This is a genomic window from Pseudomonas aeruginosa (assembly GCF_001457615.1).
GTDB classification, from domain to species: domain Bacteria; phylum Pseudomonadota; class Gammaproteobacteria; order Pseudomonadales; family Pseudomonadaceae; genus Pseudomonas; species Pseudomonas aeruginosa.
This window is the reverse complement of the sequence record NZ_LN831024.1, coordinates 1454385-1480102: the sequence shown is the minus strand read 5'-3', so window position 1 is coordinate 1480102 and position 25718 is coordinate 1454385. Positions and strand designations below refer to the sequence as shown.

Below are 25718 nucleotides of genomic sequence, written 5' to 3'. Positions count from 1 at the left end.
CGATATTCGATTGGCCGCGAAAACGAAACCGGAGGGTCGTTTTTCGGACAAACGTTCATCTTCGCGCTTTGACAGCATTCCTTTGTGAATATATTTTTTCGAAACTGAACAATTTTCACGGCTGCCCGCCATAATTACAAGAACAGACAAGAGAGGCCCCATGACCACCGCCGCCCCGACCCCGTCCCTGTTCGGCCAATGCCTGGCCGAGTTCCTCGGCACCGCCCTCCTCATCTTCTTCGGCACCGGTTGCGTCGCGGCCCTGAAGGTCGCCGGCGCCAGCTTCGGCCTGTGGGAGATCAGCATCATCTGGGGGATCGGCGTGAGCATGGCGATCTACCTCAGCGCCGGCGTCTCCGGCGCCCACCTGAACCCGGCGGTGAGCATCGCGCTGTGGCTGTTCGCCGGCTTCGAGGGGCGCAAGCTGCCGTTCTACATCACCGCCCAGGTGGCCGGTGCGTTCTGCGCCGCAGCGCTGGTCTACACCCTCTACAGCAGCCTGTTCATCGAGTTCGAACAGGCGCAGAACATCGTCCGCGGCAGCCAGGACAGCCTGGCCCTGGCCTCGGTGTTCTCCACCTATCCGCACCCGGCGCTGTCGGTCGGCCAGGCGTTCCTCGTCGAAGTGGTGATCACGGCCATCCTCATGGCGGTGATCATGGCCCTTACCGACGACGGCAACGGCCTGCCGCGCGGTCCGTTGGCGCCGCTGCTGATCGGCCTGCTGATCGCCGTGATCGGTAGCGCCATGGGCCCGCTGACCGGTTTCGCGATGAACCCGGCGCGCGACTTCGGCCCCAAGCTGATGACCTACCTGGCCGGCTGGGGGCCCATCGCCTTCACCGGCGGCCGCGAGATTCCCTATTTCCTGGTGCCGATCTTCGCCCCGATCCTCGGTGCCTGCCTCGGCGCCGGCGGCTATCGTGTACTGATCGCGCGCCATCTGCCGAGCGCCGCAGCGCCCGCCGAAGCCGAGCCGGAGAAGGTTCGCGCTTCCTGACCGCCCGTTCTTTCCTGCCATAGCCACAAGGCCACAGCCATGACCGACAAGCACAACAAGAAATACGTCGTCGCCCTGGACCAGGGCACCACCAGCTCCCGCGCCATCGTCTTCGACCGCGATGCCAACGTGGTCAGCCAGGCCCAGCGCGAGTTCGCCCAGTTCTATCCGCAGGCCGGCTGGGTCGAGCACGACCCGATGGAAATCTGGGCCACGCAGAGTTCGACCCTGGTCGAGGCCCTCGCCCAGGCCAGCATCGAGCACGACCAGGTGGCCGCCATCGGTATCACCAACCAGCGCGAGACCACGGTGGTCTGGGACCGTCACAGCGGTCGGCCGATCCACAACGCCATCGTCTGGCAGTGCCGGCGCAGCGCGGCGATCTGCGCGCAGCTCAAGCGCGACGGGCTGGAAGACTACATCCGCGAAACCACCGGGCTGGTCACCGATCCGTACTTCTCCGGGACCAAGCTGAAGTGGATCCTCGACAACGTCGAAGGCGCCCGCGAACGCGCGCGCAACGGCGACCTGTTGTTCGGCACCATCGACACCTGGCTGATCTGGAAGCTCACCGAAGGCAAGGTCCACGTCACCGACTACACCAATGCCTCGCGGACCATGCTGTTCAACATCCACAGCCTCGACTGGGACGCACGGATGCTCGAGGTGCTCGACATTCCCCGCTCGATGCTGCCCGAGGTGCGCAACTCTTCGGAGGTCTACGGCAACGCCCGGATCGGCGGGGTCGGCGGCGGCGAGCTGCCGATCGCCGGGATCGCCGGCGACCAGCAGGCCGCCCTGTTCGGCCAGATGTGCGTGGAACCGGGCCAGGCGAAGAACACCTACGGCACCGGCTGCTTCCTGCTGATGCACACCGGCGACAAGGCGGTGAAATCCACCCATGGCCTGCTCACCACCATCGCCTGCGGCCCGCGCGGCGAGGTCGGCTACGCCCTGGAGGGCGCGGTGTTCAACGGCGGCTCCACGGTGCAGTGGTTGCGCGACGAACTGAAGGTGATCAACGACTCCTTCGATTCCGAATACTTCGCCACCAAGGTCAAGGACAGCAACGGCGTCTACCTGGTACCGGCCTTCACCGGACTCGGCGCGCCCTATTGGGACCCCTATGCGCGCGGCGCGGTGTTCGGCCTGACCCGTGGAGTCAAGGCCGACCACCTGATCCGCGCTACCCTGGAATCCATCGCCTACCAGACCCGCGACGTGCTCGACGCCATGCAGCGCGATGCCGGCGAACGCCTGCGCGCCCTGCGCGTCGACGGCGGGGCGGTGGCCAACAACTTCCTCATGCAGTTCCAGGCCGACATCCTCGGCACCCGCGTGGAACGTCCGGTGATGCGCGAGACCACCGCCCTCGGCGCCGCCTACCTGGCCGGCCTGGCTTGCGGCTTCTGGAGCAGCCTCGACGAGCTGAAGAGCAAGGCGGTGATCGAGCGGGTGTTCGAGCCGGAGTGCGACGAGCCCCGGCGCGAAAAGCTCTATGCCGGCTGGAAGAAAGCGGTGGAGCGCACTCGCGGCTGGGACGACGGCGAACTGTGACGAGCTGGCGCCATTCGTCCGCCGCAATGCGGCGAATGGCGTGTTCCCGGGCGCCGCTCTGGCATGCCCTGGGTAACGTTTGCGCGCGGCGGCCGGGTGCCGCCGCGGCGCCCTCTACGACTCATGCACGGCTGACAACGGCCCCCCGCGTGCGGCATTCTTGGCGACTTTCCAGGGTCCCGGCCCGGCAGCACGAGAACAACCCATGAACCTGCCCCCCCGACAGCAAAGCATCATCGAGGAGGTCCGCGAGCGCGGTTACCTGAGCATCGAGGAGATGGCGCAGATGTTCGCGGTCACCCCGCAGACCATCCGCCGCGACATCAACCAGCTCGCCGAACAGGGACTGCTGCGCCGCTACCACGGCGGTGCGGCCTACGATTCGAGCATCGAGAACACCGCCTACACCATGCGCGCCGACCAGATGCGTGACGAGAAGCAGCGCATCGCCGAAGCCGTGGCCAGCCTGGTGCCGGACAACGCCTCGCTGTTCATCAACATCGGCACCACCACCGAGGCCATCGCCCGCGCCCTGCTCAACCACCGCAATCTGAAGATCATCACCAACAACCTGCACGTGGCCGCCACCCTCAGCGCCAAGGAAGACTTCGAAGTGCTGGTCGCCGGCGGCACCGTACGCAGCGACGGCGGCATCGTCGGCCAGGCCGCGGTGGATTTCATCCAGCAGTTCCGCGTCGACTTCGCCCTGGTCGGCATCAGCGGCATCGACGAGGATGGCAGCCTGCTCGACTTCGACTACCAGGAAGTGCGCGTATCCCAGGCGATCATCGACAACGCGCGGCAAGTGTTCCTGGCCGCCGACTCGAGCAAGTTCGGGCGCAACGCGGTGGTCCGCCTGGGACCGATCTCGCTGGTCAACCGGGTCATCAGCGACAGCCCGCCGCCCGCCGCCATCGCCCGCCTGATGGCACAGCACAAGGTTCACCTGGACCTGGTCTGAGGCATTTCCCCTGCCACGGCGCCGTTCGGCGCCGTGAATGTTCGTTTCAGAAAAGCCACCTGCCGACCCCTGCCCATGCGCCACGACCCTCGGCGGCCGCTTTCCCGCATGCGGAAGAGGGGCGGTTCCCGCGCGGACGGGCAAACCGGTAGCGCCCGGGCACCCCTTCGAAATTGAAAAAGCCTGGTGAATCGGGCTGGTCAATAACTGCGCAATCGACTAAGCTATTTTCGAATTCGAACAAAACTACGTTCACTTTCGACTTCAGGGCCTTTCACATGAGTCAAGCGCACACCCCCTCCGCTCCACTCGCCGAAGTCTACGATGTCGCCGTGGTCGGCGGTGGCATCAACGGTGTAGGGATCGCCGCCGACGCAGCCGGGCGCGGCCTGTCCGTGTTCCTTTGCGAACAGCACGACCTGGCCCAGCACACCTCCTCGGCCAGCAGCAAGCTGATCCACGGCGGCCTGCGCTACCTCGAACACTACGAATTCCGCCTGGTCCGCGAAGCCCTGGCCGAGCGCGAGGTCCTGCTGGCCAAGGCGCCGCACATCGTCAAGCCGCTGCGCTTCGTCCTGCCGCACCGTCCGCACCTGCGCCCGGCCTGGATGATCCGTGCCGGCCTGTTCCTCTACGATCACCTCGGCAAGCGCGAGAAGCTGCCCGCCTCGCGCGGCCTGCGCTTCACCGGCAGCAGCCCGCTGAAGGCCGAGATCCGCCGTGGCTTCGAGTACTCCGACTGCGCGGTGGACGATGCGCGCCTGGTGGTGCTCAACGCGATCTCCGCTCGCGAGCACGGCGCCCACGTCCATACCCGCACCCGCTGCGTCAGCGCCCGTCGCAGCAAGGGACTCTGGCACCTGCACCTGGAGCGCAGCGACGGCAGCCTGTATTCGATCCGCGCCCGCGCCCTGGTGAACGCCGCCGGCCCCTGGGTAGCGCGCTTCATCCAGGACGACCTGAAACAGAAGTCGCCCTACGGTATCCGCCTGATCCAGGGCAGCCACATCATCGTGCCGAAGCTGTACGAAGGCGAGCACGCCTACATCCTGCAGAACGAAGACCGCCGCATCGTCTTCGCCATCCCCTATCTGGACCGTTTCACCATGATCGGCACCACCGATCGCGAGTACCAGGGCGACCCGGCCAAGGTGGCGATCAGCGAAGAGGAAACCGCCTACCTGCTGCAAGTGGTGAACGCCCATTTCAAGCAGCAACTCGCGGCCGCCGACATCCTGCACAGCTTCGCCGGCGTGCGTCCGCTGTGCGACGACGAGTCCGACGAGCCTTCGGCGATCACCCGCGACTACACCCTGTCGCTCTCCGCCGGCAACGGCGAGCCGCCGCTGCTCTCGGTGTTCGGCGGCAAGCTGACCACCTACCGCAAGCTGGCCGAATCGGCGCTGACGCAGCTCCAGCCGTTCTTCGCCAATCTCGGCCCGGCCTGGACCGCCAAGGCACCGCTGCCGGGCGGCGAGCAGATGCAGAGCGTCGAGGCGCTCACCGAGCAACTGGCCAACCGCTACGCCTGGCTCGACCGCGAACTGGCGCTGCGCTGGGCGCGCACCTACGGCACCCGGGTGTGGCGCCTGCTGGACGGGGTCAATGGCGAAGCCGATCTCGGCGAGCACCTGGGCGGCGGCCTGTATGCCCGCGAAGTGGACTACCTGTGCAAGCACGAGTGGGCCCAGGACGCCGAGGACATCCTCTGGCGCCGCAGCAAGCTCGGCCTGTTCCTCTCGCCGAGCCAGCAGGTGCGCCTCGGCCAGTACCTGCAGAGCGAGCATCCGCATCGCCCGCGGGTGCATGCGGCCTGATCGCCAGCCAGAAACGTCGAGGCCCGCTTTTGCGGGCCTCGTTCGTTATGGAAGGGTACGGGACGATCCGGGCATAATGCGCGACGCCACCAAGCCGGTGGCGCCGCCGCAGTCGAGAATCCCGTGGACCTGATGTTCAAGGCGCTGATCGGCGCCGCCGTGGTCGTGCTCCTCGCCGTCCTGTCGAAGACCCGCAACTACTACATCGCCGGCCTGGTGCCGCTGTTTCCCACCTTCGCCCTGATTGCCCACTACATCGTCGGCAAGGGCCGTTCGCTGGACGACCTGAAGACCACCATCGTCTTCGGCATGTGGTCGATCATCCCCTACTTCGTCTATCTCGCCGCGCTCTACCTGCTGGTCGAGCGCTTCCGCCTGGAGACCTCGCTGGCCCTGGCGGCGCTGGCCTGGCTGGTGGCGGCAAGCGTGCTGGTGGGCCTCTGGGTACGCCTGCACGCCTGAGACCGCGAGCGCGGCTTCAGAGCTGGACGACGCTGGCCTGCCGATGGGCCTTCAGGTAAGGCACCACCGCCGCCAGCAACGGCTCCTTGAAGGCTTCCTGGAAGCGATGGGCGAGACCGGGGATCAGCTTCAGCTCCGAGCCACGGATATGCGCCGCCACGTGTACGCCGTGCATCACCGGCAGCAGCGGATCGGCGGTGCCATGGATCACCAGGGTCGGCACCTGCAGACGGTTCAGCAGCGGCACCCGGCTGGGTTCGGCGAGGATCGCCAGCAATTGCCGCTGCACGCCTTCCGGGTTGAACGCGCGGTCGTAGGAACGTGCGGCCTGCAACAGAAGTTGCTGGCGATCATCGCGCACTTCCGGGCTGCCCAGCGCCGCCAGCAGGTCGGCCTGCTGCTCGACCGCCTGCTCGCGGCTGGCCGCCTCGCGCCGCGCCAGCAGGCGCAGCAGCGACTCGCTGGGCGCCGGCAGGCCTTCGGCGCCGGAGCTGGTCATCACCAGGGTCAGGCTGAGCAGGCGCTGCGGCGCCATGTCGGCGATGTGCTGGGCGATCATCCCGCCCATGCTGGCGCCGAGCACATGGGCCTGGGGGATATCCAGCGCGTCGAGCAGATGCAGGGCATCGCCGGCCATGTCGGTGAGGGTATAGGGCGCGCTGACCGGCAGGCCGAGGCGATAACGCACCACTTCGTAGGTCAGCCGCGAACTGGGCACCGGCACGTTCCAGGCCGACAGGCCGACGTCGCGGTTGTCGTAGCGGATCACCCGGAAGCCTTGCTCGCACAGGGCGCTGACCACCTCGTCCGGCCAGTGGATCAGTTGCCCGCCCAGGCCCATCACCAGCAGCAGGGCCGGATCGCTGTCGCGGCCGATGCTTTGGTAGGCCAGGCGCACGTCGCCCAGTTCGACCGTCTCGGTAGGTACGCGTGCGTCGCAACGCGCCGCCGCAAAGGAGGAGAGGCTGCACAACAAGGCGGCCAGGAAGATGAAAGCACGCATGAAGAAAACCCAGAACGCAAAACCCCAGTGGAGCGCGATTCTGATTAAATTTCGTCCAGCGCGCTGCCACAGTAGCGTGACAGTTTGATGAATGCCGCCAGGCGGTCGTGGCGTTGTGGCTCTGCGGCGTTGCGCCGCTGCTCCGTGCCGCCGTCCCGTGTGCCGGGCTCTTCTCCCCGTCGCTCCACGATCGCACGCTCTGCGGGATCGAGGCCATCGCTTGTCGACAGCCCCTGGCGTATGAGACAAACTCAACGAATCCGCACCGCTATCAAGTTTTGCTCATACAGAGGCCGCCATGCTCGAACTTCGCCACCTCAAGACCCTGCACGCGCTGCGCGAAGCCGACAGCCTGGTGGAAGCCGCCGAGCGCCTGCACCTTACCCAGTCGGCGCTGTCGCACCAGTTCAAGGAACTGGAAGAGCGCCTGGGCATGCAGCTGTTCGTGCGCAAGACCAAGCCGGTACGCTTCACCAGCGCCGGGCTGCGCCTGCTGCAACTGGCCGACTCGCTGCTGCCCCAGCTGCGCACCGCCGAGCGCGACCTGGCGCGGCTCGCCGGCGGTACCGCCGGACGCCTGCACATGGCCATCGAATGCCACAGTTGCTTCCAGTGGCTGATGCCGACCATCGACCAGTTCCGCGACGCCTGGCCGGAAGTCGAACTGGACCTGGCCTCGGGCTTCTCCTTCGCGCCGCTGCCGGCCCTGGCCCGCGGCGACCTCGACCTGGTGGTGACCGCCGACCCGATCGAGTTGCCCGGCATCACCTACGTGCCACTGTTCACCTACGAAGCGCTGCTGGCGGTGGCCAACCAGCATGCCCTGGCTGGTCGACCGTATGTCGTCCCGGAGGACCTGGAGCGGGAAACCCTGATCACCTATCCGGTGGAACGCGATCGTCTCGACGTCTTCACCCGCTTCCTCGACCCCGCCGACGTGGAGCCGGCGCAGGTGCGCATAGCCGAGCTGACCGTGATGATGATGCAGCTGGTGGCCTCCGGTCGCGGCGTCTGCTGCCTGCCGAACTGGGCCCTGCACGAGTACAGCTCGCGCGGCTACGTGACGGCCCGGCGCCTCGGTGAAAAGGGCCTGTACTGCACGCTCTTCGCCGCCATCCGCACGGACATGTTCGATGCGCCATTCATGCGCGACTTCCTGCTCACCGCCAAGGACACCTCCTTCGCCACCCTCGAAGGGGTCAGCGCCGCCAAGGGCTGAACGGCTCAGAACAGCGGCAGCTCATAGGTCAGGTACAGGCGGTTCTCGTCGATGTCGCGGCTGAAGGCCGAACGGTAGGTAGCGTTGCGCCAGACCAGCCCCAGTCCCTTCAGCGCACCGCCCTGCAACACGTAGCGCAGGTCGCTGTCGCGTTCCCACTCGCGACTGCCGTCGGCGCCCTTCGGTTTCGCGCCATGGCCGCTGAAATAGCGCGTCATCAGGCTCAGGCCGGGCACCCCGAGCGGCGCGAAGTCGCAGTCGTAGCGCAGTTGCCAGGAGGATTCGCCAGCCTCGGCGAAGTCGTTGTACTGGCCGAAATTGACCAGGTACGGATCGGTCCCCTCCAGGTAGGGGAAACCGTGGTCGCCGCTCATCCGCTGGTAGCCCAGGCCGAAGGCCTGGCCGTTGCGCAGGCGGTAGGTGAGCGACCCGCTGAAGGAACGGTTGTCGATGCGCCCGCCGCGAGCGCCGCCGGTATCCCGGCTGAGCGCCAGGCGCAAGTCGCTCTCCAGGCTGTCCGCAGCGATGCCGATGCGCCCCTTGAGACCGAGGAAATGCTGGGCGTAGACCTGCTCCAGTTCGCCATAGTGGTAGCTGCCGGTCCAGTCCGGGGCGATACGGTAGTCCAGGCCGGCCAGGTCGAAACGGTCCGCCTGCGCCGCGCCGGCGAAACGCCGGTTGCGGTTGAACAGCGCCAGGTCGCTGGTGCCCGCCTCGTTGCGCTGGCTGACCTCGGTCAGCCGTCCCAGGTTCAGGCTCAGTCCGCTCAGTTCACCGGAAGTCAGCAGCGCGCCCTGGAACACCTGGGGGAATAGCCGCCCGTAGTTGGGCTGGATGGTCGGTAGCTTCGGTACCAGGCCGCCGACCTTCAGTTCGCTGCGCGACAGGCGCAGCTTGGCGGTCGCGTCCAGCCGCGCGTAGTCGCCCGCCGCGCTGCCATCGTCGCGAAGCGGAAGCAGGCCGGTGCCGCTACGCCCCGCGCCGGAATCGAGCCGGACGCCGAGCTTGCCCAGCAGGTCGAGACCCACGCCGAGGGTGCCCTCGGTATAGCCCGAGCGGTAGTCGAAGAGAAAGCCCTGGGCCCACTCCTCGCTTTTCGCACGTCCCGCGCCATCGCGGAAGTCGCGGTTCATGTAGAAGTTGCGCAAGGCCAGGCTGGCCCGCGAGTCTTCGAGGAAGCCCTCGGCCAAGGCGGGAACGCTATCGCCGGCAAGGATCGGCAGCAGGAAAAACGCGCATTTCTTGTTGTTGTTCATACGCACTCCGAACGGGCGCCTGGGCGCCTCTTTTTCTAGGGGGAACGGTGTCTCATCGGCAGCGCTCGATCACCATCGCCACGCCCTGGCCGAGCCCGACGCACAGGCTGACCACCGCGTAGCGCCGCTCGATGCGTTGCAGCCCGCGGGCGGCGGTGAGCACCAGGCGCGCACCGGAGGCGCCGAGCGGATGGCCGAGGGCAATGGCGCCGCCATGGGGATTGACCCGCGGGTCCTCGTAGTCCAGGCCGAGCAACTTCAGGCAGGCCAGGACCTGCGGCGCGAAGGCTTCGTTGATCTCGATCAGGCCGACCTCGTCCAGGTCGATGCCGGCGCGTTGCAGCGCGCGGAGGATCGCCTGCTGCGGGCCGATGCCCATCAACCGGGGCTCGACGCCGACGCTGGCGCTGGCGAGGATCCGCGCCAACGGCCGGATGCCCTCGCGCTCGCCGATCGCGCGGTCGCCCAGCAGCACTACCGCCGCCCCGTCGTTGATCCCCGAGGCATTGCCGGCGGTCACTACCCCGCCGGCGAACAACGCCGGCAAGCGCGCCAGGGCCGCCAGGTCGGCCTGCGGCCGCGGATGCTCGTCGCGCTCCACCAGCCGCGTCTCGCCCTTGCGTCCGGCACGCACCTCCACCGGAAGGATCTCGCCGAGGAAAAAGCCCTCCTCCAGCGCAGCCTGGTAGCGCGCCTGGGAAGAAGCGGCGAAACGGTCGGCGTCTTCGCGGGCGATGCCGAAGGCGCGGGCCACGTTGTCGCCGGTCTCCGGCATGCTGTCGTTGCCATAGCGCTCGACCAGCCTGGGGTTGGCGAAGCGCGCGCCGATGGTGCTGTCGAAGACCTCCAGCGTGCGGCTGAAGGCGCTCTCCGCCTTGCCCATGACGAACGGCGCCCGGGACATGCTTTCGGCGCCGCCGGCCAGGTACAGCCGACCCTCGCCGCAACTGATCGCGCGCGCCGCGTCGATCACCGCCGACAGTCCGCTGGCACACAAGCGGTTGACCGTCTGTCCGGGCAGCCGCGCCGGCAGGCCGGCTGCGAGCAGCGCGTTGCGCGCCAGGTTGCGGCTGTCTTCGCCGGCCTGGTTGGTGCAACCGAGGATCACATCCTCCAGGTCGTCGACGGCGAACCCGGAGGTTTCCGCGAGACGCGCCAGCAGCAGGCCGGCCAGGTCGTCCGGACGCACCGTCGAGAGTGCACCGGCATGCCGGCCGAAAGGCGTACGCAGGCCGGCGTAGATATAGGCATCGAGCATGGTGTGTTTCTCCGCGAAGGGATCAGGAGGCCAACGGGCTGTCCGGCTGGCGCAGGGAAAGGCCCAGTTGGGCGCGCCGGCGCAGCCAGGGGCTGGGGCGATAGCGCGGGTCGCCGCTGAGCGCATGCAGGCGTTCGAGGATGCGCAGCACGCGCCCGGCACCCATTCGGTCGCCCCACTCCAGCGGCCCCAGCGGATAGCCGAGACCGAGGCGCACCGCCAGGTCGATGTGCTCCACCGAAGCGATACCCTGCTGGGCGATGTCGCAGGCGAGATTGACGATCGAGGCGAGGGTGCGCTGGACGATGAACCCGGCGCTGTCGCGAATCAGCGTGACGCCCACGCCGTCCCGTGCGAACAGGGTGCGAGCCGCCTGCTGCAGCTCCGCTCGGGTCGCCGGGCAGGCCATCAGGCAGCGGTGTCGCTCCAGGTCCGACAGCACGTCGATGGCCAGGCTGCGCGTCGGATCGACGGCGAACCGCCGCGCTGCGGCGCTGACGTCGGCGCCCAGTGGCGCAAGCAGGCACAACGCCGCCCCGGAAGGACGCTCGCCGCTCTCCACCTCGGCGCCCAGACGTTGTAGCAACGTCAGCAATGGCGCGCGGTCATGTTCGTCGTCGACGCCCAGCCACACCGGCGGCAACGCCGCGCCTGGCGCAACCGCCGGGGCGGCGACGGGCACCTGCCCAGCGCCGTCGTAGCGGTAGAAGCCCTGGCCGCTCTTGCGCCCCAGGCGGCCGGCGGCGAGCATCTGGCGCAGCAAGGGATGCGGACGATAACGCGGCTCCTCGTAGTACTGCCGGTAGATCGACTCCATCACCGGCAGGCTGACGTCCAACCCGACCAGGTCGAACAGCTCGAACGGGCCCATGCGGAAGCCGGCGCCCTCGCGCAGGACTTCGTCGATCGCCGCCACCGGCGCCACGCCCTCGCCGAGGATACGCAGCGCCTCGGTGCCGAAGGCCCGTCCGGCATGGTTGACGATGAAGCCGGGGCTGTCCGTGGCACGCACCGCCTGGTGGCCGAAGGTCGCCACCAGGGCGCACAGTCGCTCGGCGATGCCGGTGCGGGTGGCGAGACCCTCGATCACCTCCACCAGACGCATCAGCGGCACCGGATTGAAGAAGTGCAGACCGGCGACCCGGCCGGGATCGCGACAGGCCGAGGCGATCGCGGTAACCGACAGCGAGGAGGTATTGCTGGCGAGGATCGCTTCGTCGCCGACCACCTCTTCCAATTGGCGGAACAACGCCTGCTTGGCCTCCAGGTTCTCGACGATCGCCTCGATCACCAACTGGCAGCCGCCTAGGACCCGCAAGTCCTCGACCACCCGCAGATTGCCCATCGCGCGCTCGACAGCCTCCGCCTCCAGCCGGCCCCGCTCCACCTGCCGGGCAAGGACCGTGGCGATCTGCTCGCGCGCTTGCAGCGCCGCCCCCTGGCGGCTGTCGTAGAGCAGCACCGACAGCCCGGCACAGGCAGCGAGCTGGGCGATGCCCTGGCCCATGGCACCGGTACCGACGATACCGATGAGAACGATCGATGGCTCGCTCATTTTCCCAGGTACTCCGCTGTGCGTTTTTCCAGGAAGGCACGCATGCCCTCCTTCTGGTCGTGGCTGTCGAACAGCAACTGGAAGGCCTTGCGCTCCAGCGCCAGGGCCTGGTCCAGCGGCAGGTCGGCGCCGGCCAGGACCACTTCCTTGATCTGCGCCAGCGCCAGCGGCGGCAGGCCGGCGATCTGGCGAGCCAGTTCGAGGGCGCGATCCAATGCCTGGCCATCCGCCGCCACCTCGCTGACCAACCCTATGGCCAGGGCCTCCGGCGCCCGTACCGTGCAACCGGTAAACAGCATGCGCAGCGCCTGGAACTTGCCCACCGCTCGCACCAGGCGCTGGGTGCCGCCGGCGCCGGGCATCACGCCGACACGAACTTCCGGCTGGGCGAAGCGCGCCGAGGCACCGGCGACGATCAGGTCGCAGTGCATCGCCAACTCGCAGCCTCCGCCCAGGGCGTGGCCCTCCACGGCGGCGATCAGCGGCTTGCGGCAGGCGGCGAGGGCCTGCCAGTGGCGCTCCACCCCGCGCTGCTGGATCTCCAGCACGGACGCCTCCGCCAGTTCGTTGAGATCGGCGCCGGCGGCGAACGCCGTGCCATTTCCGGTGAGGACGATGACCCGGGTATCGGCGCACTCGTCGAGGCGCCGTACGTGCTCCGCCAGAGCCTCGCGCAGGCGCATGTTCAGGGCGTTGAGCACTGCCGGGCGGTTCAGTCGCAACAGGGCCACGCCCTGCTCCGGCCGCTCCAGCAGCACGAGTTCGGGGCGCACCGCCCCAGGGGAGGAATCCATGGCCATCTCCAATTGCCCGGGGATTGAGTTGCACGGCGCAGGCCGTGCCGTGAGGGGTTTCAGGCGCGGACGATGCCGCGCCGGACCAGCGCGTCGATCGCCTCGGCGCTCAATCCCAGTTCCGCCAGGACTTCCCGGGTGTCTCCGCCCAGCACCGGCGGCGCGGCGCGGTAGCTGGCCGGGGTGCGCGAAAGCTTCACCGGCGAGGCGATGCCGCGATAGCCCTCGAGTTCGACGACCATCCCGCGATGGCGGGTGTGCGGGTGCTCCACCACCCGCTCCACCGTGGCGATGGCTCCGCAGGGCACGCCGAGACGGATCAGCCGCTCGGCCAGCTCACGGCCGTCGTGGGCCGCCAGGTAGTCCTCCAGAGCGCGCTTCAGCGCCTCGCGGTTGACCGAGCGCTTGCCGTTGTCGGCGAAGCGCGGGTCCCCCGGCAGTTCATCGGCTCCCAGGTACTCGCACAGGCGGGCGAACTGGCGGTCGTTGCCGACGGCGAGGAAGATCGGCTCGGTACCGGTGCGGTAGCTGTCGTAGGGCGCGATGTTCGGGTGGGCGTTGCCGCTACGCCGGGGCGTACGTCCGGAAGCGAAGTAGTTCGGCAGGTGCGGGTGCAGCAGGGAGATACCGCAGTCGTACAGGGCGATGTCCACCGACTGCCCGCGCCCGCTGACCTGGCGCTCGTGGAGGGCGAGGAGGATGCCGGCCATGGCGTTCAGCCCGGTGACCATGTCGACGATCGGCAGGCCGATGCGCAACGCCTCGCCGCCGGCCTCGCCGTTCACGCTCATCAGTCCGGCCATCGCCTGGATCGCCGCGTCGTAGCCGGGCAGGCCGCCGAGCGGGCCGTCGGCGCCGAAGCCCGATACCGCGCAGTGGACCAGCCGCGGGAAGCGCTGGCGAAGCACCTCCTCGTAGCCGATCCCCCAGCGCGCCAGGGTGCCGGGCTTGAAGTTCTCCAGCAGTACGTCGGCGTCCTCCAGCAAGCGCAGCAGCAGCTCGATGCCCTCCGCCGTCGCCAGGTCGACGGCGATGCCCTTCTTGTTGCGGTTCACGCCCTTGAAGTAGGACGCCGTGTCGCCCTCGAAGGGCGGCCCCCAGCCACGGGTTTCGTCGCCGCCAAGGGGTTCCAGCTTGATCACCTCGGCGCCGTGGTCGGCCAGCGCCTGGGAGCAGTAGGGTCCGCCGAGGACCCTACTGAGATCGATGATTTTCAGGCCACGCAGGGCGCCCGTCTGATTGGTCATGGCGACTCTCTGGTTGTTGTGAGCGGGAATGCGGGCAGTCAGGCCGGCAGCAATTGCATGGCTTCGGCCTGGCTCAGCGGCACCTCGCCGACCACCCTGGCCAGCAGTTCGGCCTGGTCGGTCCAACCCTCCAGGTGCAGCGGGTCGCGCGGCAGCAGCTTGTGCCGGGCGACCAGGAAGGCCAGGGCCAGGCGGCGCTGGTCGGGTGCCTGGCGGCTGGCTTCCCAGGCCATGAAGATCGCCGTGCACAGGTGGTAGAGGGCGCTGCCGGCCTGGCGCACCTGCTCGTCCTGGCGGCGCTCGGCGACGTCGGCCATGGTCGCGACCACTCGCACCAGCAGTTCGTCGAAGAGGTCGCGGGCGTCCCCTGGCAGGTCGCTGTCATCCAGCAGCCGGCGCAGGTGGCGCTGCAAGGGTTCGAGCGCCTGTTCGCGGCTCACCGCACGGGCGACGTCCAGCGCCACGATGTTGCTGGTGCCCTCCCAGATCGACCCCAGGTGGGCGTCACGCACCAGCCGCGGGTCGCTCCACTCCTCGATGTAGCCGACCCCGCCGCGCACCTCCATGGCGTCGCCGGTGACCCGTCGCGCATCGCGGCAGGCGCGGAACTTGATCAGCGGGGTGAGGATCCGCACGCATTTCTGCGCCTCGACCTCGCCGCCATCGGCGCGCGGCAGCAGCGTGGCGATCTGCATGAACATCGAGCGCGCCTGTTCGGTGGGCAGCATCATCTTCAGCAACTGCTTCTGCATCAGCGGCATGTCGATCAGGTGCTTGCCGAAGGCGCGCCGATGGCGGGCGACGAACAGCGCCTCGCTCAGCGCCCGGCGCATCAGCCCGGCGGCGCGCACGCCGTTGGACAGGCGCGACATGTTGACCATGTCGGCCATCTGCTGGAAGCCGCGGCCGATCTCGCCGATCAGGTAGGCGCTGGCGCCTTCCAGGCGGACTTCGCCGCTGGCCATGGAGCGGCTGCCCAGCTTGTCCTTCAGGCGGACGATGCGATAGGCGTTGCGCGTGCCGTCCTCGCGGACCTTCGGCAACAGGAACAGGGTCACGCCCTTCATTCCTTCCGGCGCGCCTTCGGGGCGGGCCAGGACCATCGCCAGGTCGGCGTCCGGGTTGGAGCAGAACCACTTGTCGCCGTAGAGCTTCCACTCACCGCCCTGCTCCCGCGCCACGGTACGGGTCCGCGCCACATCGGAGCCGGCGGCCTGCTCGGTCATGAACATGGCGCCCTGGAACAGCTCGTCGAAATCCCGCGAGGCGAGGGACGGCAGGTAGCGCTCGACCAGTTCTGGCGCGCCGAACCTGCGCAGGGTGCGGGTCAGCGAGTCGGTCATGCTGACCGGGCAGCAAAGGCCGAACTCGGCCTGTACGAACAGGTGGGTGAGCGCATACTTCACCAGCGGCGGCGGGCCGTCCGGGCGATGGCTCATGGAAGCCAGGCCAAGTTCGGCATAGGCCACCTGTTCGAGGGCGACGTAGTCCGGATGCTTGCGAATGCTCTGCAAATCCTCGCCGCGGCGGGTGCGCGGCGCCAGCACCGGCGGGTTCTTGTCCGCCGCCAGCGCCAGCACGTCCAGCTCGCCGCCGGCACGGGCGCCGAGCCGTTCGAGGAGCGGCCGCCATTCGGCGAGCAACGCCGGCGGCAGGTATACCTCCAGCAGCCGCTCCAGGGCCGGATCGCAGGTGTAGAGATTCAGCCCACGGCTGTCGGGGATGTTCAGCGTATCTTCGCGAAGTACTTCGGGCATGGCGGTCATGGCGCGGCTCCTGCTTGTCTTGCGCCGAGACTAGGCGAGTGCTTCGATAAGCATCCAATACAAAAAAAATCATCGACGATAAGAAAAACAGATCGTAGAACCAGGTGCCTGCCATGGATCTCAGACAGCTTCGCTACTTCATCGCGGTCGCCGAGGAACTGCATTTCGGTCGCGCCGCGGCTCGCCTGTTCATCTCCCAGCCGGCGCTGAGCTTCGACATCAAGAAGCTGGAGGAACAGCTCGGAACCCAATTGCTGCTGCGCAACAACAAGTCGGTGAAGCTCACCGGCGCCGGCCAGGTCCTGCTGGTGGAAGCGCGCAACCTGCTGCTGCAGGCAGAGAAGGTGAAACGCCTGACCCAGCTATCCGCCGAGGGCGACGTCGGCCAACTGCGCGTCGGCTTCGTCAACTCCATGCTCTACCGCGGCCTGCCCAGGGCCATGTCCCGCTTCGAACGGGAGCACCCGAACATGGAGGTGGTGCTCGGCGAAATGAACAGCGCGGAGCAGGCCCAGGCGTTGCAGCGCGGGCAGATCGACCTGGGCTTCGTGCACTGGGGCAGGCTGCCGGCGGAAATCGTCTCCGAACCCTTGATCAGCGACCCGTTCCTCTGCTGCCTGCCCGCCGGGCACCGCCTGGCTGGCCAGGCGCGTCTGGACCTCGCCGAACTGCGCGACGAAGACTTCATCCTCTTCCCGCGCCATGTCTCCCCGCACTACCACGACCTGATCATCGCCCGCTGCGTGGACGCCGGCTTCAGCCCGCGCATCCGCCACGAGGCGCGCCTGTGGCAGACCGTCGCCGCCATGGTCGGTCTCGGCATGGGCGTCGCGCTGATCCCGGAGACCCTCTGCCTGGCCTGGCGGAACGAGGTGCGCTACCTGGAGATCGAGCCGGCCGGCGCGCGTTCGGAGATCCACGCGATCCTTCCGGCCAGCGAACCTTCCCGGGCGGCGCAGGCGTTCCTGGCGACGCTGAAGAGCGGCCTGGACGACGCCTGAGCGAGGGCTGACGGAAAACGTCGATATGGAATCCCTTATCGAGCCATAAGATTAAAAGACTATTGATTTGCGGGGGTGCCACCTAGACTCCGAGGCACCCGGGTCAACACCGACGCACGCTCTCCCTCCACGGAAACCAGCGTTTCCGCCCCGCCTTTCAGCGAAGGGCGGTAGGGAGCGGCGTGTCGGCGAGAACAACAATAAACAGGACTCGACCCATGCCGCGCACGCCCTCTCCCGAAGACGCCGACCTGCACAAGAAGGCCCGCAGGGCCGGTATCGCCTCCTTCATCGGCACCACCATCGAGTGGTACGACTTCTACATCTACGGCCTGGCCGCCGCCCTGGTGTTCGGCAAGGTATTCTTCCCCGCCGACATGGATCCGGGCCTGGCCACCCTGCTGTCCTTCGTCACCCTCTGGTCGGGCTTCATCGCTCGCCCGCTGGGCGGGATCATCTTCGGCCATCTCGGCGACCGCATCGGCCGCAAGACCACCCTGGTGATCACCCTGATCATGATGGGCATCGCCACGACCTGCATCGGCCTGTTGCCGGTCTATACGCAGATCGGCATCTGGGCGCCGATCTCCCTGGTGGCGCTGCGTATCGTCCAGGGCATCGCGGTCGGCGGCGAGTGGGGCGGCGCGATCCTGATCGCCAGCGAAAGCGCGCCCAAGGGCAAGGGCATCCTGTACGCCGCCTTCGCCCAGCAGGGCTCGCCCACCGGCAACCTGCTGGCGACCCTGGCGTTCTTCGCCCTCAGCGCCCTGCCCGCCTCGGACTTCATTCTCTGGGGCTGGCGCGCGCCGTTCCTGCTCTCTGCGGTGCTGGTCATCGTCGGCATGGTGATCCGCCTGAAGCTGGAGGAGTCGGAAGACATGAAGCGTGTGCTGGCGCAGAAGCGCACGGTGAAGCTGCCGCTCGCCGAGGTGCTGGGCAAGCACTGGAAGATCGTCCTGCTCGGCGCCGGCGTGCTGCCGATCATCCACGTCACCTACTTCAAGAGCACCTTCGCCCTCTCCTGGGCGACCAAGACCCTCGGCTACAGCCAGGGCACCTTCCTCAGCATCATCGTGGTCGCGCTGGTGGTGCAGTTCCTCAGCCAGCCGCTGGGGGCGCTGCTCACTTCGCGCATCGACATGCGCAAGGCGGCATGCCTGATGGTGCTGCCGGAGTTCATCCTGATGCCGGCGATGTTCTTCGCCGTGGAAACCAAGGTCTACTGGATCGCCGCGGTCGGCATGTGCCTGGCCACGGTGCCGCACGCGATGTTCTACGGCGCGGTGGGCGGTATCCTCGCCCGAGCCTTCCCGGCGCGGGTGCGCTACACCGGCCTGTCGCTGGCCTACCAGCTCTGCTCGCTGCTGGTCGGCGGCGGTACGCCGGTACTGGCCCAGTGGATTCTCAACAGTACCGGCAGCATCGTCGGCGTGGCCCTGGCCTCAGCCTGCTACGCGCTGGTCTCGCTGGCCTGTACCCTGGCCCTGTTGCGGATCACCGGATTCCACGCCAGCGACCTGTCGACCGCCGAGCGCGCCGACGCCGAGGACTTGCAGCGGCCCGCAGCGGTCGAGCGGGAACCGGTGTTGCGCGCCCCCGCCCGGCTTCTGGGCGGCGATCCCGGCTAGCCGGCAGCGCCCATGCGCCGCTCGTGCTCCAGCAACCAGCGCTTGCGCCACAGGCCACCGCCATAGCCGGTCAGGGAACCGTCCGAACCGATGACGCGGTGGCAGGGAATCACGATGGCGATCTGGTTGGCTCCGTTGGCGCGGGCCACGGCGCGCACCGACGACGGCGAGCCGATGGACCTGGCCAGCCCGGCGTAGCTCTGCGTGCTGCCGCACGGTACCTCGCGCAGCGCCTGCCAGACCGTGCGGGTGAAGGCCGAGGCGTTCAGCGCCAAGGGGGTCTGGAAGCGCACTGGAGTACCGCCGAAGTAGTCGGCGAGTTCCGCCTCGATCCTGTCGATGGAGGCGAAACGGCCGAAACCGATGCTCGATCCGCTGCTCTTCTGCAGGCGTTTCAGCTCCCCGCTCAACGCCGGGCGGTCGAAGAATTCCAGCAGGTGCAGGGCCTGCGCATCGGCCACCGCGAGCATGGCGCCGAGCGGGGTCTGCAGCCAGTCCGCCTTGAGCAGCTCGCGCCCGCGCAACTGCGACGGCGGCTCGCCCAGCAGGCGCGCGAAGGCGCTACGGAAGCCGCTGTCAGAGTCGAAGCTGGCATCCAGTTGCGCGTCGATCACCCGCGCGCCCGAGGACAGCCGCTCGGCGACCTGGCCAAGACGGCGCAGGCGAGCCATTTCCAGAAAGGTCACGCCGAACTCGCGCTTGAAGGCACGGCGCACGGTGGACGGGTCATAGCCCAGCGCCGCCAGGTCGTCTTCGAACCAGCGCCGCTGCGGTTGCCGACCGAGGCGCTGGAGCAGGTCGCTGACCAGCGGCCCCTGCGTGCCGAGCCGCTCCAGCGGCCGGCAACGCAGGCAGGGTCGGAAGCCGGCCTCGACGCAGCCCTTGATCGAATCGAAGAACAGGGTGTTCTCGCGCTTCGGCTTGCGCGCCGGGCAGGTCAGGCGGCAGAACACCCCGGTGCTCTTCACCCCGACGAAGGCGAAGCCATCGTAGGCGGGGTCGCGCGCCAACAGCGCGGCATACAGGGTGTCGTCATCGGGAAGGGGAAGGAACAACGCTGCGTCGGACATGGCCGGCTCCGGAACCAGGGAGGCGATGGATAGCCACTCTAGGCCAGGAGCCTGCGCCTTGCCGCCGCGAAACGGGCGTCGATTCTTTCTCAGCCCTCCTCGAAACGCATCTCCGGCGGCTGCTCGCGGAAACCGTGGGTGATCGCCGCCAGGTACACCGCGCCCAGCGCCAGCCAGCAGAGGCCGAGGATGATCGCCAGATGGTCGAGGCTGGCCATCAGCCACAGGTCGGCGACCAGGCCGATGCCAGGGAATACCAGGAACAACAGGGTTTCCCGTGGGCCGCGGCGCTCGGCGCCAAGGTAGTAGTGGAAGACCACCGACAGGTTGACCAGGCTGAAGGCGAGGAAGGCGCCGAAGTTGATGAACGAGGTGGAGGTGGTCACGTCCATCTGCAGCGCCAGCAGGGCCACCACGCCGCACAGGACGATGCTGTTCACCGGCGTCTCGAAGCGCTTGCCGAGACGCCCGAAGAACGGCCGCGGAAGGACGCCGTCGCGGCCCATGGCGAAGAGCAGGCGCGAGGCGCTGGCCTGGGCCGAGAGGCCGGAGGTGAACTGGCCGACGATCAGGCCGACCAGGAAGAAGGTCACGAACAGGTCGCCACCGATGTTGCGGGCGATCTCGTAGGCCGCCGAGTCCGCGCTGTCGAAGGCGAACGACGGGTGCGCCAGTTGCACGAAGTACGAGGTGACGATGAAGATCAACCCGCCCAGCAGGGTGATCAGCAGGATCGCCCGCGGGATGTTGCGCCGCGGGTCGCGGGTTTCCTCGGTCAGGGTACTGACCGCGTCGAAACCGAGGAACGAGTAGCAGGCGATCGCCGCACCGCTCATCACCAGCGGCACCTGCAGGTCGCCACCGAGCAACGGTTGCAGTGACCATAACGGCTTGCCCGGGTCGCCCAGCACGTAGTGCACGCAGAGTGCGACGAAGGCGCCGAGGACCAGGAACTGCACCAGCATCAGCAGGCCATTGACGTTCTTCGCCAGGCGCAGGCCGACGATGTTGATCGTCGTGGTCACGCCGATGAACGCCAGCACCCAGACCGCGTTGGGTACCGCGGGAAAGGCCGAGTGCAGGTAGGCGGCGCCGATCAGCCAGATCGCCATCGGCAGGAACAGGTAGTCGAGCAGCACCGCCCAGCCGGCGATGAAGCCGAGCCGGGAATCGATGGCCTTGCGCACGTAGGTATAGGCCGAGCCGGCCACGGGGAAGGCCGCGGCCATGCGCCCGTAGCTGAGGGCGGTGAAGAGCATCGCCAGGGAAGCGGCGATGTAGGCGGCGGGGACGTGTCCCTGGGTGGTCTCGGCGAGGATGCCGAAAGTCCCGAGGACGATGATGGGGGTCATGTAGGCGATGCCGAACAGCACCACGGAACCCAGCGACAGGGTGCGCTTGAGTCTGGCCATTACTGCTTACTCCGGAATTATCGTTTGTTATGGCAGTGGCCCGCAGCCGGCCGGGCCGCGGGGCGCAGGGGCCTCCCCTCACCCGGGAGACCGGCGGACGCTCGGGCGCCCATCGTTGTGCTACGGCTTTCCGGGCCCATCCTCGCCCGCTCGCTGGCGGACGGAGGACGACGCGACGCTCCTGTCGCGCCGCGGTGAATCAGGGAATCAGCAATTCGCGCAGGCCGTCCGGGTGCTCGCGGCGCTCGCCGGGCAGGACCAGGCGACGCTCTTCGAGGTAACGGTAATCCCGACGCGCATCCTGCAACCGGCCGAGGTCCAGTTCGACGATCTGCCGGCATTCTTCGCGCCCGGCCTCGCAGAGCAACTGGCCATAGGGATCGACCACCGCGCTGCCGCCGGCGAAGACCAGCCCGCCGTCGCCATGCCCGACGCGGTTGACCATCACCGCGTAGGCCTGGTTTTCCATGGCGCGGGCCATGATCGCGGTGCGATGGGTCGGGCCATAGGGGTCCATGTTGCCATTGGTCACGATGATCAGTTCCGCACCCAGTTGGCCGAGGGCCCGCGCGCTTTCCGGGAACTCGATGTCGAAGCACACCAGCAGGCCGACCCGGATGCCGTTCCACAGGGCGGTGGCGTAGCGGTCGCCAGGCGTGAAGATGCCGCGGTCGGAGGCCCACAGGTGGGTCTTGCGGTATTTCAGGGCGATGCCGTCGGGAGCGATCAGCAGGGTGGTGTTGTAATAGCGGCCGGCGTCCGCCTCGGCGATGCCGATCGCCACCGAAACGTTACGTTCACGGGCGACGCGCTGCACCGCGCTGACCGTCGGGCCGTCGAGCGGCTCGGCGAGGGCGGCGATGTTGTCTTCGCTGGGGAAGCCGGTCAGGTGGGTTTCCGGGAACACCACCAGTTCGGTGTCCGCCGCACAGTCGGCGATGGCCGCCAGGGCGCGCTCCAGGTTGTGCGCGGTGTCGCCATCGCGACCGGCGATCTGGACGAGTTCGACTTTCATCGGAATTCCTTGTTGTTCTCGGCGCTGTTCGGCACGCGCGCTGTTCGTATGCAGGAGTCGGCACAGTATGCTTGGCGTTCCCCGCGCCGATAATTACGTCCGAGGGTTAACCCAACAGGGGTAGAAGATGAGTTTCACCTTGCAGGACATCGCCTGGCACCGCTCCGTCGGGCAACTGGTCGAGGCGCTGGATGCGCCGGACTTCTGGATTCGCCTGGTACGCCTGCTCGAACAGTACGTTCCGTTCGACAGCTGGGTGGCCCTGCTGTTCAGCCAGGGCCGGCCACAGGTGTTCGCCGAATGCCCGGGCGCCGACGGCGGGCCGGACCCGCTGTTCCAGGACTACCTGCGAGGCCTCTACCTGCTCGACCCGTTCTACATCGCCAGCCGCGAGAACCCGTGCAGCGGCCTGTTCCGTCTGGCCGACGTGGCACCGGAATGCTTCGAGCAGACCGATTACTACCAGCGTTACTTCCGCCTCAACGTGGTGGCCGATGAAATCCAGATCAACGTCCAGCTCTCCGGCGAACGCACCCTCTGCCTGTCGCTCGGCTCGCGGCGCCGCTTCACCCCCGAGCAACTCGCCGTGCTCGGCCTGGTGCGGCCCTGGGTGGCCGGGCTGATGCGCCAGCGCCTGGCCTTCGAGGACGAAGTGTTGAACAGCCCCGCGGCGCCGGAGCCGGGCTGGCAGGGTTCGCTGGAGAAGGTCGCGGAGCAGATGGGCACGCCGCTGACGGCGCGCGAACTGGAGGTCGGCAGGCTGATGCTCAGCGGCTGCTCGAGCAAGGAGATCGCCCGCAAGCTGGCGATCTCGGCGGAAACCGTGAAGGTCCACCGCAAGCACATGTACGGCAAGCTCGGCATCAAGTCGCAGTCCGAGCTGTTCGGCCTGTTCCTCCAGGCCCAGGGCTGACGGGACGGGCGACCGTCCCGTCGCCGCTCAGCGGCGCTTGATCTTCGGCTTCGGCCGGCCCTGCACGCACTTGAAGCGCGGATTCGACTTGCAGATCACGTAGAGCCGGCCACGGCGCTTCACCACCTGGCAATCGCGATGGCGCAGCTTGGCCTGTTTCAGCGAGGCGAGGACTTTCATCAGGCCCCCTTGCCGCCGACGAAGCCGGCGAAACGCTTGTTGAACCCGGCCACGCGGCCTTCGCTCTTGGTCTTGCGCTGTTCGCCGGTGTAGACCGGGTGCGAGGCGCTGGAAACGTCCAGCGTCACGTAGGGATAGGTCTTGCCGTCGGTATGGGTATGGGTCTTGTCGGTCTCCGCGGTGGAGCCGATCAGGAAGTACACGTCGGCCGAAGTGTCATGGAACAGGACGGGACGGTATTCGGGATGGATGCCGGGTTTCATGGGGATGCCTCCTACATAATGTTATATAGTTACATATTACTCCGATAAGAATAATTCGCAACTCCGGAAAGAGTTCCCGGCGACCATTCGGCTGCTCGACCATCCAGACACAATTATTAGCTTGCTTTCTATCCCCGTTTGTTTCCCATAATCAGCGCTTGGTTAGCGCGGGGGGAACCCGTCGTAGACGCCTCGAAGAAGGTGACTACCATTTTGAACCGAAGCCTGAAGATTGGAGACATGATGAATCTGTCGCTACTCAGTCGCTATGCGTTTTTCGCCTGTATCGCCCTGTTCACCTTGCTCAGCCTGCCGTTCCTCGGCAGCACCGAATGGCTCTGGCCGTTCACCCTCCTGGGCGTGGCCCTGAGCCTGCTCGGCCTGTTCGACCTGATCCAGACGCCACACGCGGTGCGCCGCAACTATCCGATCCTGGGCAACATCCGCTATCTGGTGGAAGGCATCCGCCCGGAGATCCGCCAGTACCTGCTGGAAGCCGACGGCGACGCCCTGCCCTTCTCCCGCGCCCAGCGCTCGCTGGTCTACTCGCGGGCGAAGAACGAAAGCTCGGAGAAGCCCTTCGGCACCCTGATCGACGTGTACACCGCCGGCTACGAATTCATCAGCCACTCGATGCGTCCGGCGCCGCTCAGCGATCCCTGCGAGTTCCGCGTCGACATCGGCGGGCCACAATGCAGCAAGCCGTACTCCGCTTCGCTGTTCAACGTCTCGGCGATGAGTTTCGGCGCCCTCAGCGCCAACGCCATTCGCTCGCTGAACCGTGGCGCGCAGATGGGCAACTTCTACCACGACACCGGCGAGGGCAGCATCAGTCCCTATCACCGCGAGAACGGCGGCGACCTGGTCTGGGAACTGGGCAGCGGCTACTTCGGGTGCCGCACCCGCGATGGCAAGTTCGACCCTGAGCGCTTCGCCGCCCAGGCCCTCGACCCGCAGGTGAAGATGATCGAGATCAAGCTCAGCCAGGGCGCCAAGCCGGGACACGGCGGTATCCTGCCCAAGCACAAGGTCACCCCCGAGATCGCCGCCACCCGTGGCGTGCCGATGGGTGAGGATTGCGTTTCGCCGTCGCGCCACAGCGCCTTCTCCACGCCGATCGAGCTGATGCAGTTCATCGCCCAGCTGCGCGAACTGTCCGGCGGCAAGCCGGTCGGCTTCAAGTTCTGCCTGGGCCATCCATGGGAGTTCATGGGCATCGCCAAGGCCATGCTGGAGACCGGCATCCTCCCCGACTTCATCGTCGTCGACGGCAAGGAAGGCGGCACCGGCGCGGCGCCGCTGGAGTTCACCGACCATATCGGCGTGCCGCTGCGCGAAGGCCTGCTGTTCGTCCACAACACCCTGGTCGGCCTCAACCTGCGCGACAAGATCAAGGTCGGCGCCAGCGGCAAGATCGTCAGCGCCTTCGATATCGCCAGCGTCCTGGCCACCGGCGCGGATTGGGCCAACTCGGCGCGCGGCTTCATGTTCGCCATCGGCTGCATCCAGTCGCAGAGCTGCCATACCAACAAGTGCCCGACCGGCGTCGCCACCCAGGACCCGCTGCGCCAGCGCGCGCTGGTGGTGCCGGACAAGGCCGAGCGGGTGCGCAACTTCCATCGCAACACCCTCAAGGGCCTGGCCGAGATGCTCGCCGCGGCGGGCCTGGAACATCCCTCGCAGCTCGAAGCCAAGCACCTGGTGCGACGCATCACCGACACCGAGATCCGCCTGTTCTCGCAGCTGCACTACTTCCTCAAGCCGGGCGAACTGCTTTCCGGCAAGATCGAGGGCGAGTTCTACGAGCGCATGTGGAACATGGCGCGGGCCGACAGCTTCGACGCGGCGGCCTGAGCCGCCGCCCTCGCACGCAAGAAAAAGCCGGAGGCATCGCTGCCTCCGGCTTTTTCATGTCCGCGTAGATCAGCCCAGCAGGATGGTCGCCCAGGTCACGGTGATCACGGTGAGGGCCACGAACTGCGCGGCGCTGCCCATGTCCTTGGCATTCTTCGACAGAGGGTGGCGTTCCAGCGAGACGCGGTCGACGGTGGCCTCGATCGCCGAGTTGAGCAGCTCGACGATCAGCGCCAGCAGGCACACCGCGATCATCAGCGCGCGTTCGCCGCGACTGACGTCGAGGAGGAAGGCCACCGGGATCAGCACCACGTTGAGCAGCACCAGTTGGCGGAAGGCGGCTTCACCGCGGAAGGCGGCGAGGAAACCTGCGAGGGAATAGCCGGTGGCGTTGAGGATACGCTTGAGGCCGGTCTGGCCTTTGAAGGGGGAAGGCGACACGTCGGGTTCTCATCGATTCGGAAGGCCGGCAGTCTAGCCGCCGGCT

23 protein-coding genes are annotated in these 25718 nt (G+C 67.5%); 10 read left to right on the top strand and 13 right to left on the bottom strand.

Features of this window, described 5'->3' with window-relative positions; all coding sequences use genetic code 11:
• Positions 1-160: 160 nt before the first annotated feature.
• From glpF to AT700_RS06835, 5 genes are all read left to right on the top strand, one after another.
• Positions 161-1000, top strand: coding sequence for a glycerol uptake facilitator protein GlpF (glpF, locus tag AT700_RS06855; RefSeq protein WP_003143282.1), 840 nt, complete (start codon positions 161-163; stop codon positions 998-1000).
• Positions 1001-1039: 39 nt separating this feature from the next.
• Positions 1040-2557, top strand: coding sequence for a glycerol kinase GlpK (glpK, locus tag AT700_RS06850; RefSeq protein ID WP_003092168.1), 1518 nt, complete (start codon positions 1040-1042; stop codon positions 2555-2557).
• Between the two features lie 205 nt (positions 2558-2762).
• Complete coding sequence (locus AT700_RS06845) at positions 2763-3518, top strand: DeoR/GlpR family transcriptional regulator (protein ID WP_003092173.1); 756 nt, start codon at positions 2763-2765, stop codon at positions 3516-3518.
• A 278-nt stretch (positions 3519-3796) separates the two neighbouring features.
• Positions 3797-5335, top strand: coding sequence for a glycerol-3-phosphate dehydrogenase (glpD, locus tag AT700_RS06840; protein ID WP_003098460.1), 1539 nt, complete (start codon positions 3797-3799; stop codon positions 5333-5335).
• Positions 5336-5467: 132 nt separating this feature from the next.
• Positions 5468-5797 (top strand): GlpM family protein, encoded by a 330-nt coding sequence (locus AT700_RS06835; RefSeq protein WP_003119370.1) that lies wholly within the window; start codon positions 5468-5470, stop codon positions 5795-5797.
• A 16-nt stretch (positions 5798-5813) separates the two neighbouring features.
• Here the strand turns inward: AT700_RS06835 and AT700_RS06830 are convergent, their stop codons facing one another.
• Positions 5814-6800, bottom strand: coding sequence for an alpha/beta fold hydrolase (locus tag AT700_RS06830; RefSeq protein WP_003098462.1), 987 nt, complete (start codon positions 6798-6800; stop codon positions 5814-5816).
• Positions 6801-7098: 298 nt separating this feature from the next.
• Between AT700_RS06830 and metR the strand changes: the two genes are divergently transcribed.
• Positions 7099-8019, top strand: coding sequence for a transcriptional regulator MetR (gene metR, locus AT700_RS06825; protein WP_003109716.1), 921 nt, complete (start codon positions 7099-7101; stop codon positions 8017-8019).
• Positions 8020-8024: 5 nt separating this feature from the next.
• Here the strand turns inward: metR and AT700_RS06820 are convergent, their stop codons facing one another.
• The 6 genes from AT700_RS06820 to AT700_RS06795 are packed head-to-tail and all read right to left on the bottom strand — an operon-like array spanning position 8025 to position 15895.
• Positions 8025-9275: an OprD family porin gene (locus AT700_RS06820; protein WP_003098463.1), complete on the bottom strand. Its 1251-nt coding sequence runs from the start codon at positions 9273-9275 to the stop codon at positions 8025-8027.
• A gap of 52 nt (positions 9276-9327) precedes the next feature.
• Complete coding sequence (locus tag AT700_RS06815; protein ID WP_003098466.1) at positions 9328-10533, bottom strand: 3-oxoadipyl-CoA thiolase; 1206 nt, start codon at positions 10531-10533, stop codon at positions 9328-9330.
• 22 nt (positions 10534-10555) lie between these two features.
• Positions 10556-12088 (bottom strand): 3-hydroxyacyl-CoA dehydrogenase, encoded by a 1533-nt coding sequence (locus tag AT700_RS06810; protein ID WP_034018953.1) that lies wholly within the window; start codon positions 12086-12088, stop codon positions 10556-10558.
• On the bottom strand, positions 12085-12882 hold the full coding sequence (locus tag AT700_RS06805) for an enoyl-CoA hydratase (RefSeq protein WP_020424627.1): 798 nt from the start codon (positions 12880-12882) through the stop codon (positions 12085-12087). The genes AT700_RS06810 and AT700_RS06805 overlap by 4 nt, the downstream gene beginning before the upstream one ends.
• Positions 12883-12941: 59 nt before the next feature.
• Entirely contained in the window at positions 12942-14129 is a 1188-nt protein-coding gene (locus AT700_RS06800; protein ID WP_003143270.1) for a CaiB/BaiF CoA transferase family protein, read from the bottom strand.
• Positions 14130-14167: 38 nt separating this feature from the next.
• Positions 14168-15895, bottom strand: a complete 1728-nt coding sequence (locus tag AT700_RS06795; RefSeq protein ID WP_003453614.1) for an acyl-CoA dehydrogenase family protein — start codon at positions 15893-15895, stop codon at positions 14168-14170.
• A 113-nt stretch (positions 15896-16008) separates the two neighbouring features.
• On the opposite strand from AT700_RS06795, the gene AT700_RS06790 reads away from it, so the two are divergent.
• Complete coding sequence (locus AT700_RS06790; protein ID WP_003092195.1) at positions 16009-16896, top strand: LysR substrate-binding domain-containing protein; 888 nt, start codon at positions 16009-16011, stop codon at positions 16894-16896.
• Positions 16897-17114: 218 nt separating this feature from the next.
• Positions 17115-18524: an MFS transporter gene (locus tag AT700_RS06785; protein ID WP_003098472.1), complete on the top strand. Its 1410-nt coding sequence runs from the start codon at positions 17115-17117 to the stop codon at positions 18522-18524.
• Here AT700_RS06785 and AT700_RS06780 read toward each other — a convergent pair.
• The 3 genes from AT700_RS06780 to AT700_RS06770 form a co-directional block, all read right to left on the bottom strand.
• Complete coding sequence (locus AT700_RS06780) at positions 18521-19594, bottom strand: bifunctional transcriptional activator/DNA repair enzyme AdaA (RefSeq protein WP_003119362.1); 1074 nt, start codon at positions 19592-19594, stop codon at positions 18521-18523. The two genes, AT700_RS06785 and AT700_RS06780, sit on opposite strands and share 4 nt — an antisense overlap.
• A gap of 89 nt (positions 19595-19683) precedes the next feature.
• Positions 19684-21006: an APC family permease gene (locus AT700_RS06775; protein ID WP_003138044.1), complete on the bottom strand. Its 1323-nt coding sequence runs from the start codon at positions 21004-21006 to the stop codon at positions 19684-19686.
• Between the two features lie 199 nt (positions 21007-21205).
• Complete coding sequence (locus AT700_RS06770) at positions 21206-22021, bottom strand: carbon-nitrogen hydrolase family protein (protein ID WP_003092205.1); 816 nt, start codon at positions 22019-22021, stop codon at positions 21206-21208.
• Between the two features lie 127 nt (positions 22022-22148).
• Between AT700_RS06770 and AT700_RS06765 the strand changes: the two genes are divergently transcribed.
• Positions 22149-22934, top strand: a complete 786-nt coding sequence (locus AT700_RS06765) for a helix-turn-helix transcriptional regulator (RefSeq protein ID WP_003092207.1) — start codon at positions 22149-22151, stop codon at positions 22932-22934.
• Positions 22935-22961: 27 nt separating this feature from the next.
• Here AT700_RS06765 and ykgO read toward each other — a convergent pair whose 3' ends face one another.
• Together ykgO and AT700_RS06755 are read right to left on the bottom strand one after the other, a co-directional pair.
• Positions 22962-23114, bottom strand: coding sequence for a type B 50S ribosomal protein L36 (ykgO, locus tag AT700_RS06760; protein WP_003092209.1), 153 nt, complete (start codon positions 23112-23114; stop codon positions 22962-22964).
• A complete protein-coding gene (locus AT700_RS06755) occupies positions 23114-23377 on the bottom strand; it encodes a type B 50S ribosomal protein L31 (protein WP_003092213.1) in 264 nt (87 codons plus the stop codon). The genes ykgO and AT700_RS06755 overlap by 1 nt, the downstream gene beginning before the upstream one ends.
• 243 nt (positions 23378-23620) lie before the next feature.
• Between AT700_RS06755 and AT700_RS06750 the strand changes: the two genes are divergently transcribed.
• Entirely contained in the window at positions 23621-25231 is a 1611-nt protein-coding gene (locus AT700_RS06750) for an FMN-binding glutamate synthase family protein (RefSeq protein WP_003092223.1), read from the top strand.
• 69 nt (positions 25232-25300) lie between these two features.
• Here AT700_RS06750 and AT700_RS06745 read toward each other — a convergent pair whose 3' ends face one another.
• The gene (locus tag AT700_RS06745; RefSeq protein ID WP_003092226.1) at positions 25301-25672 is read right to left on the bottom strand and encodes a diacylglycerol kinase; all 372 of its coding nucleotides are present in this window, start codon (positions 25670-25672) and stop codon (positions 25301-25303) included.
• Positions 25673-25718: the final 46 nt, after the last annotated feature.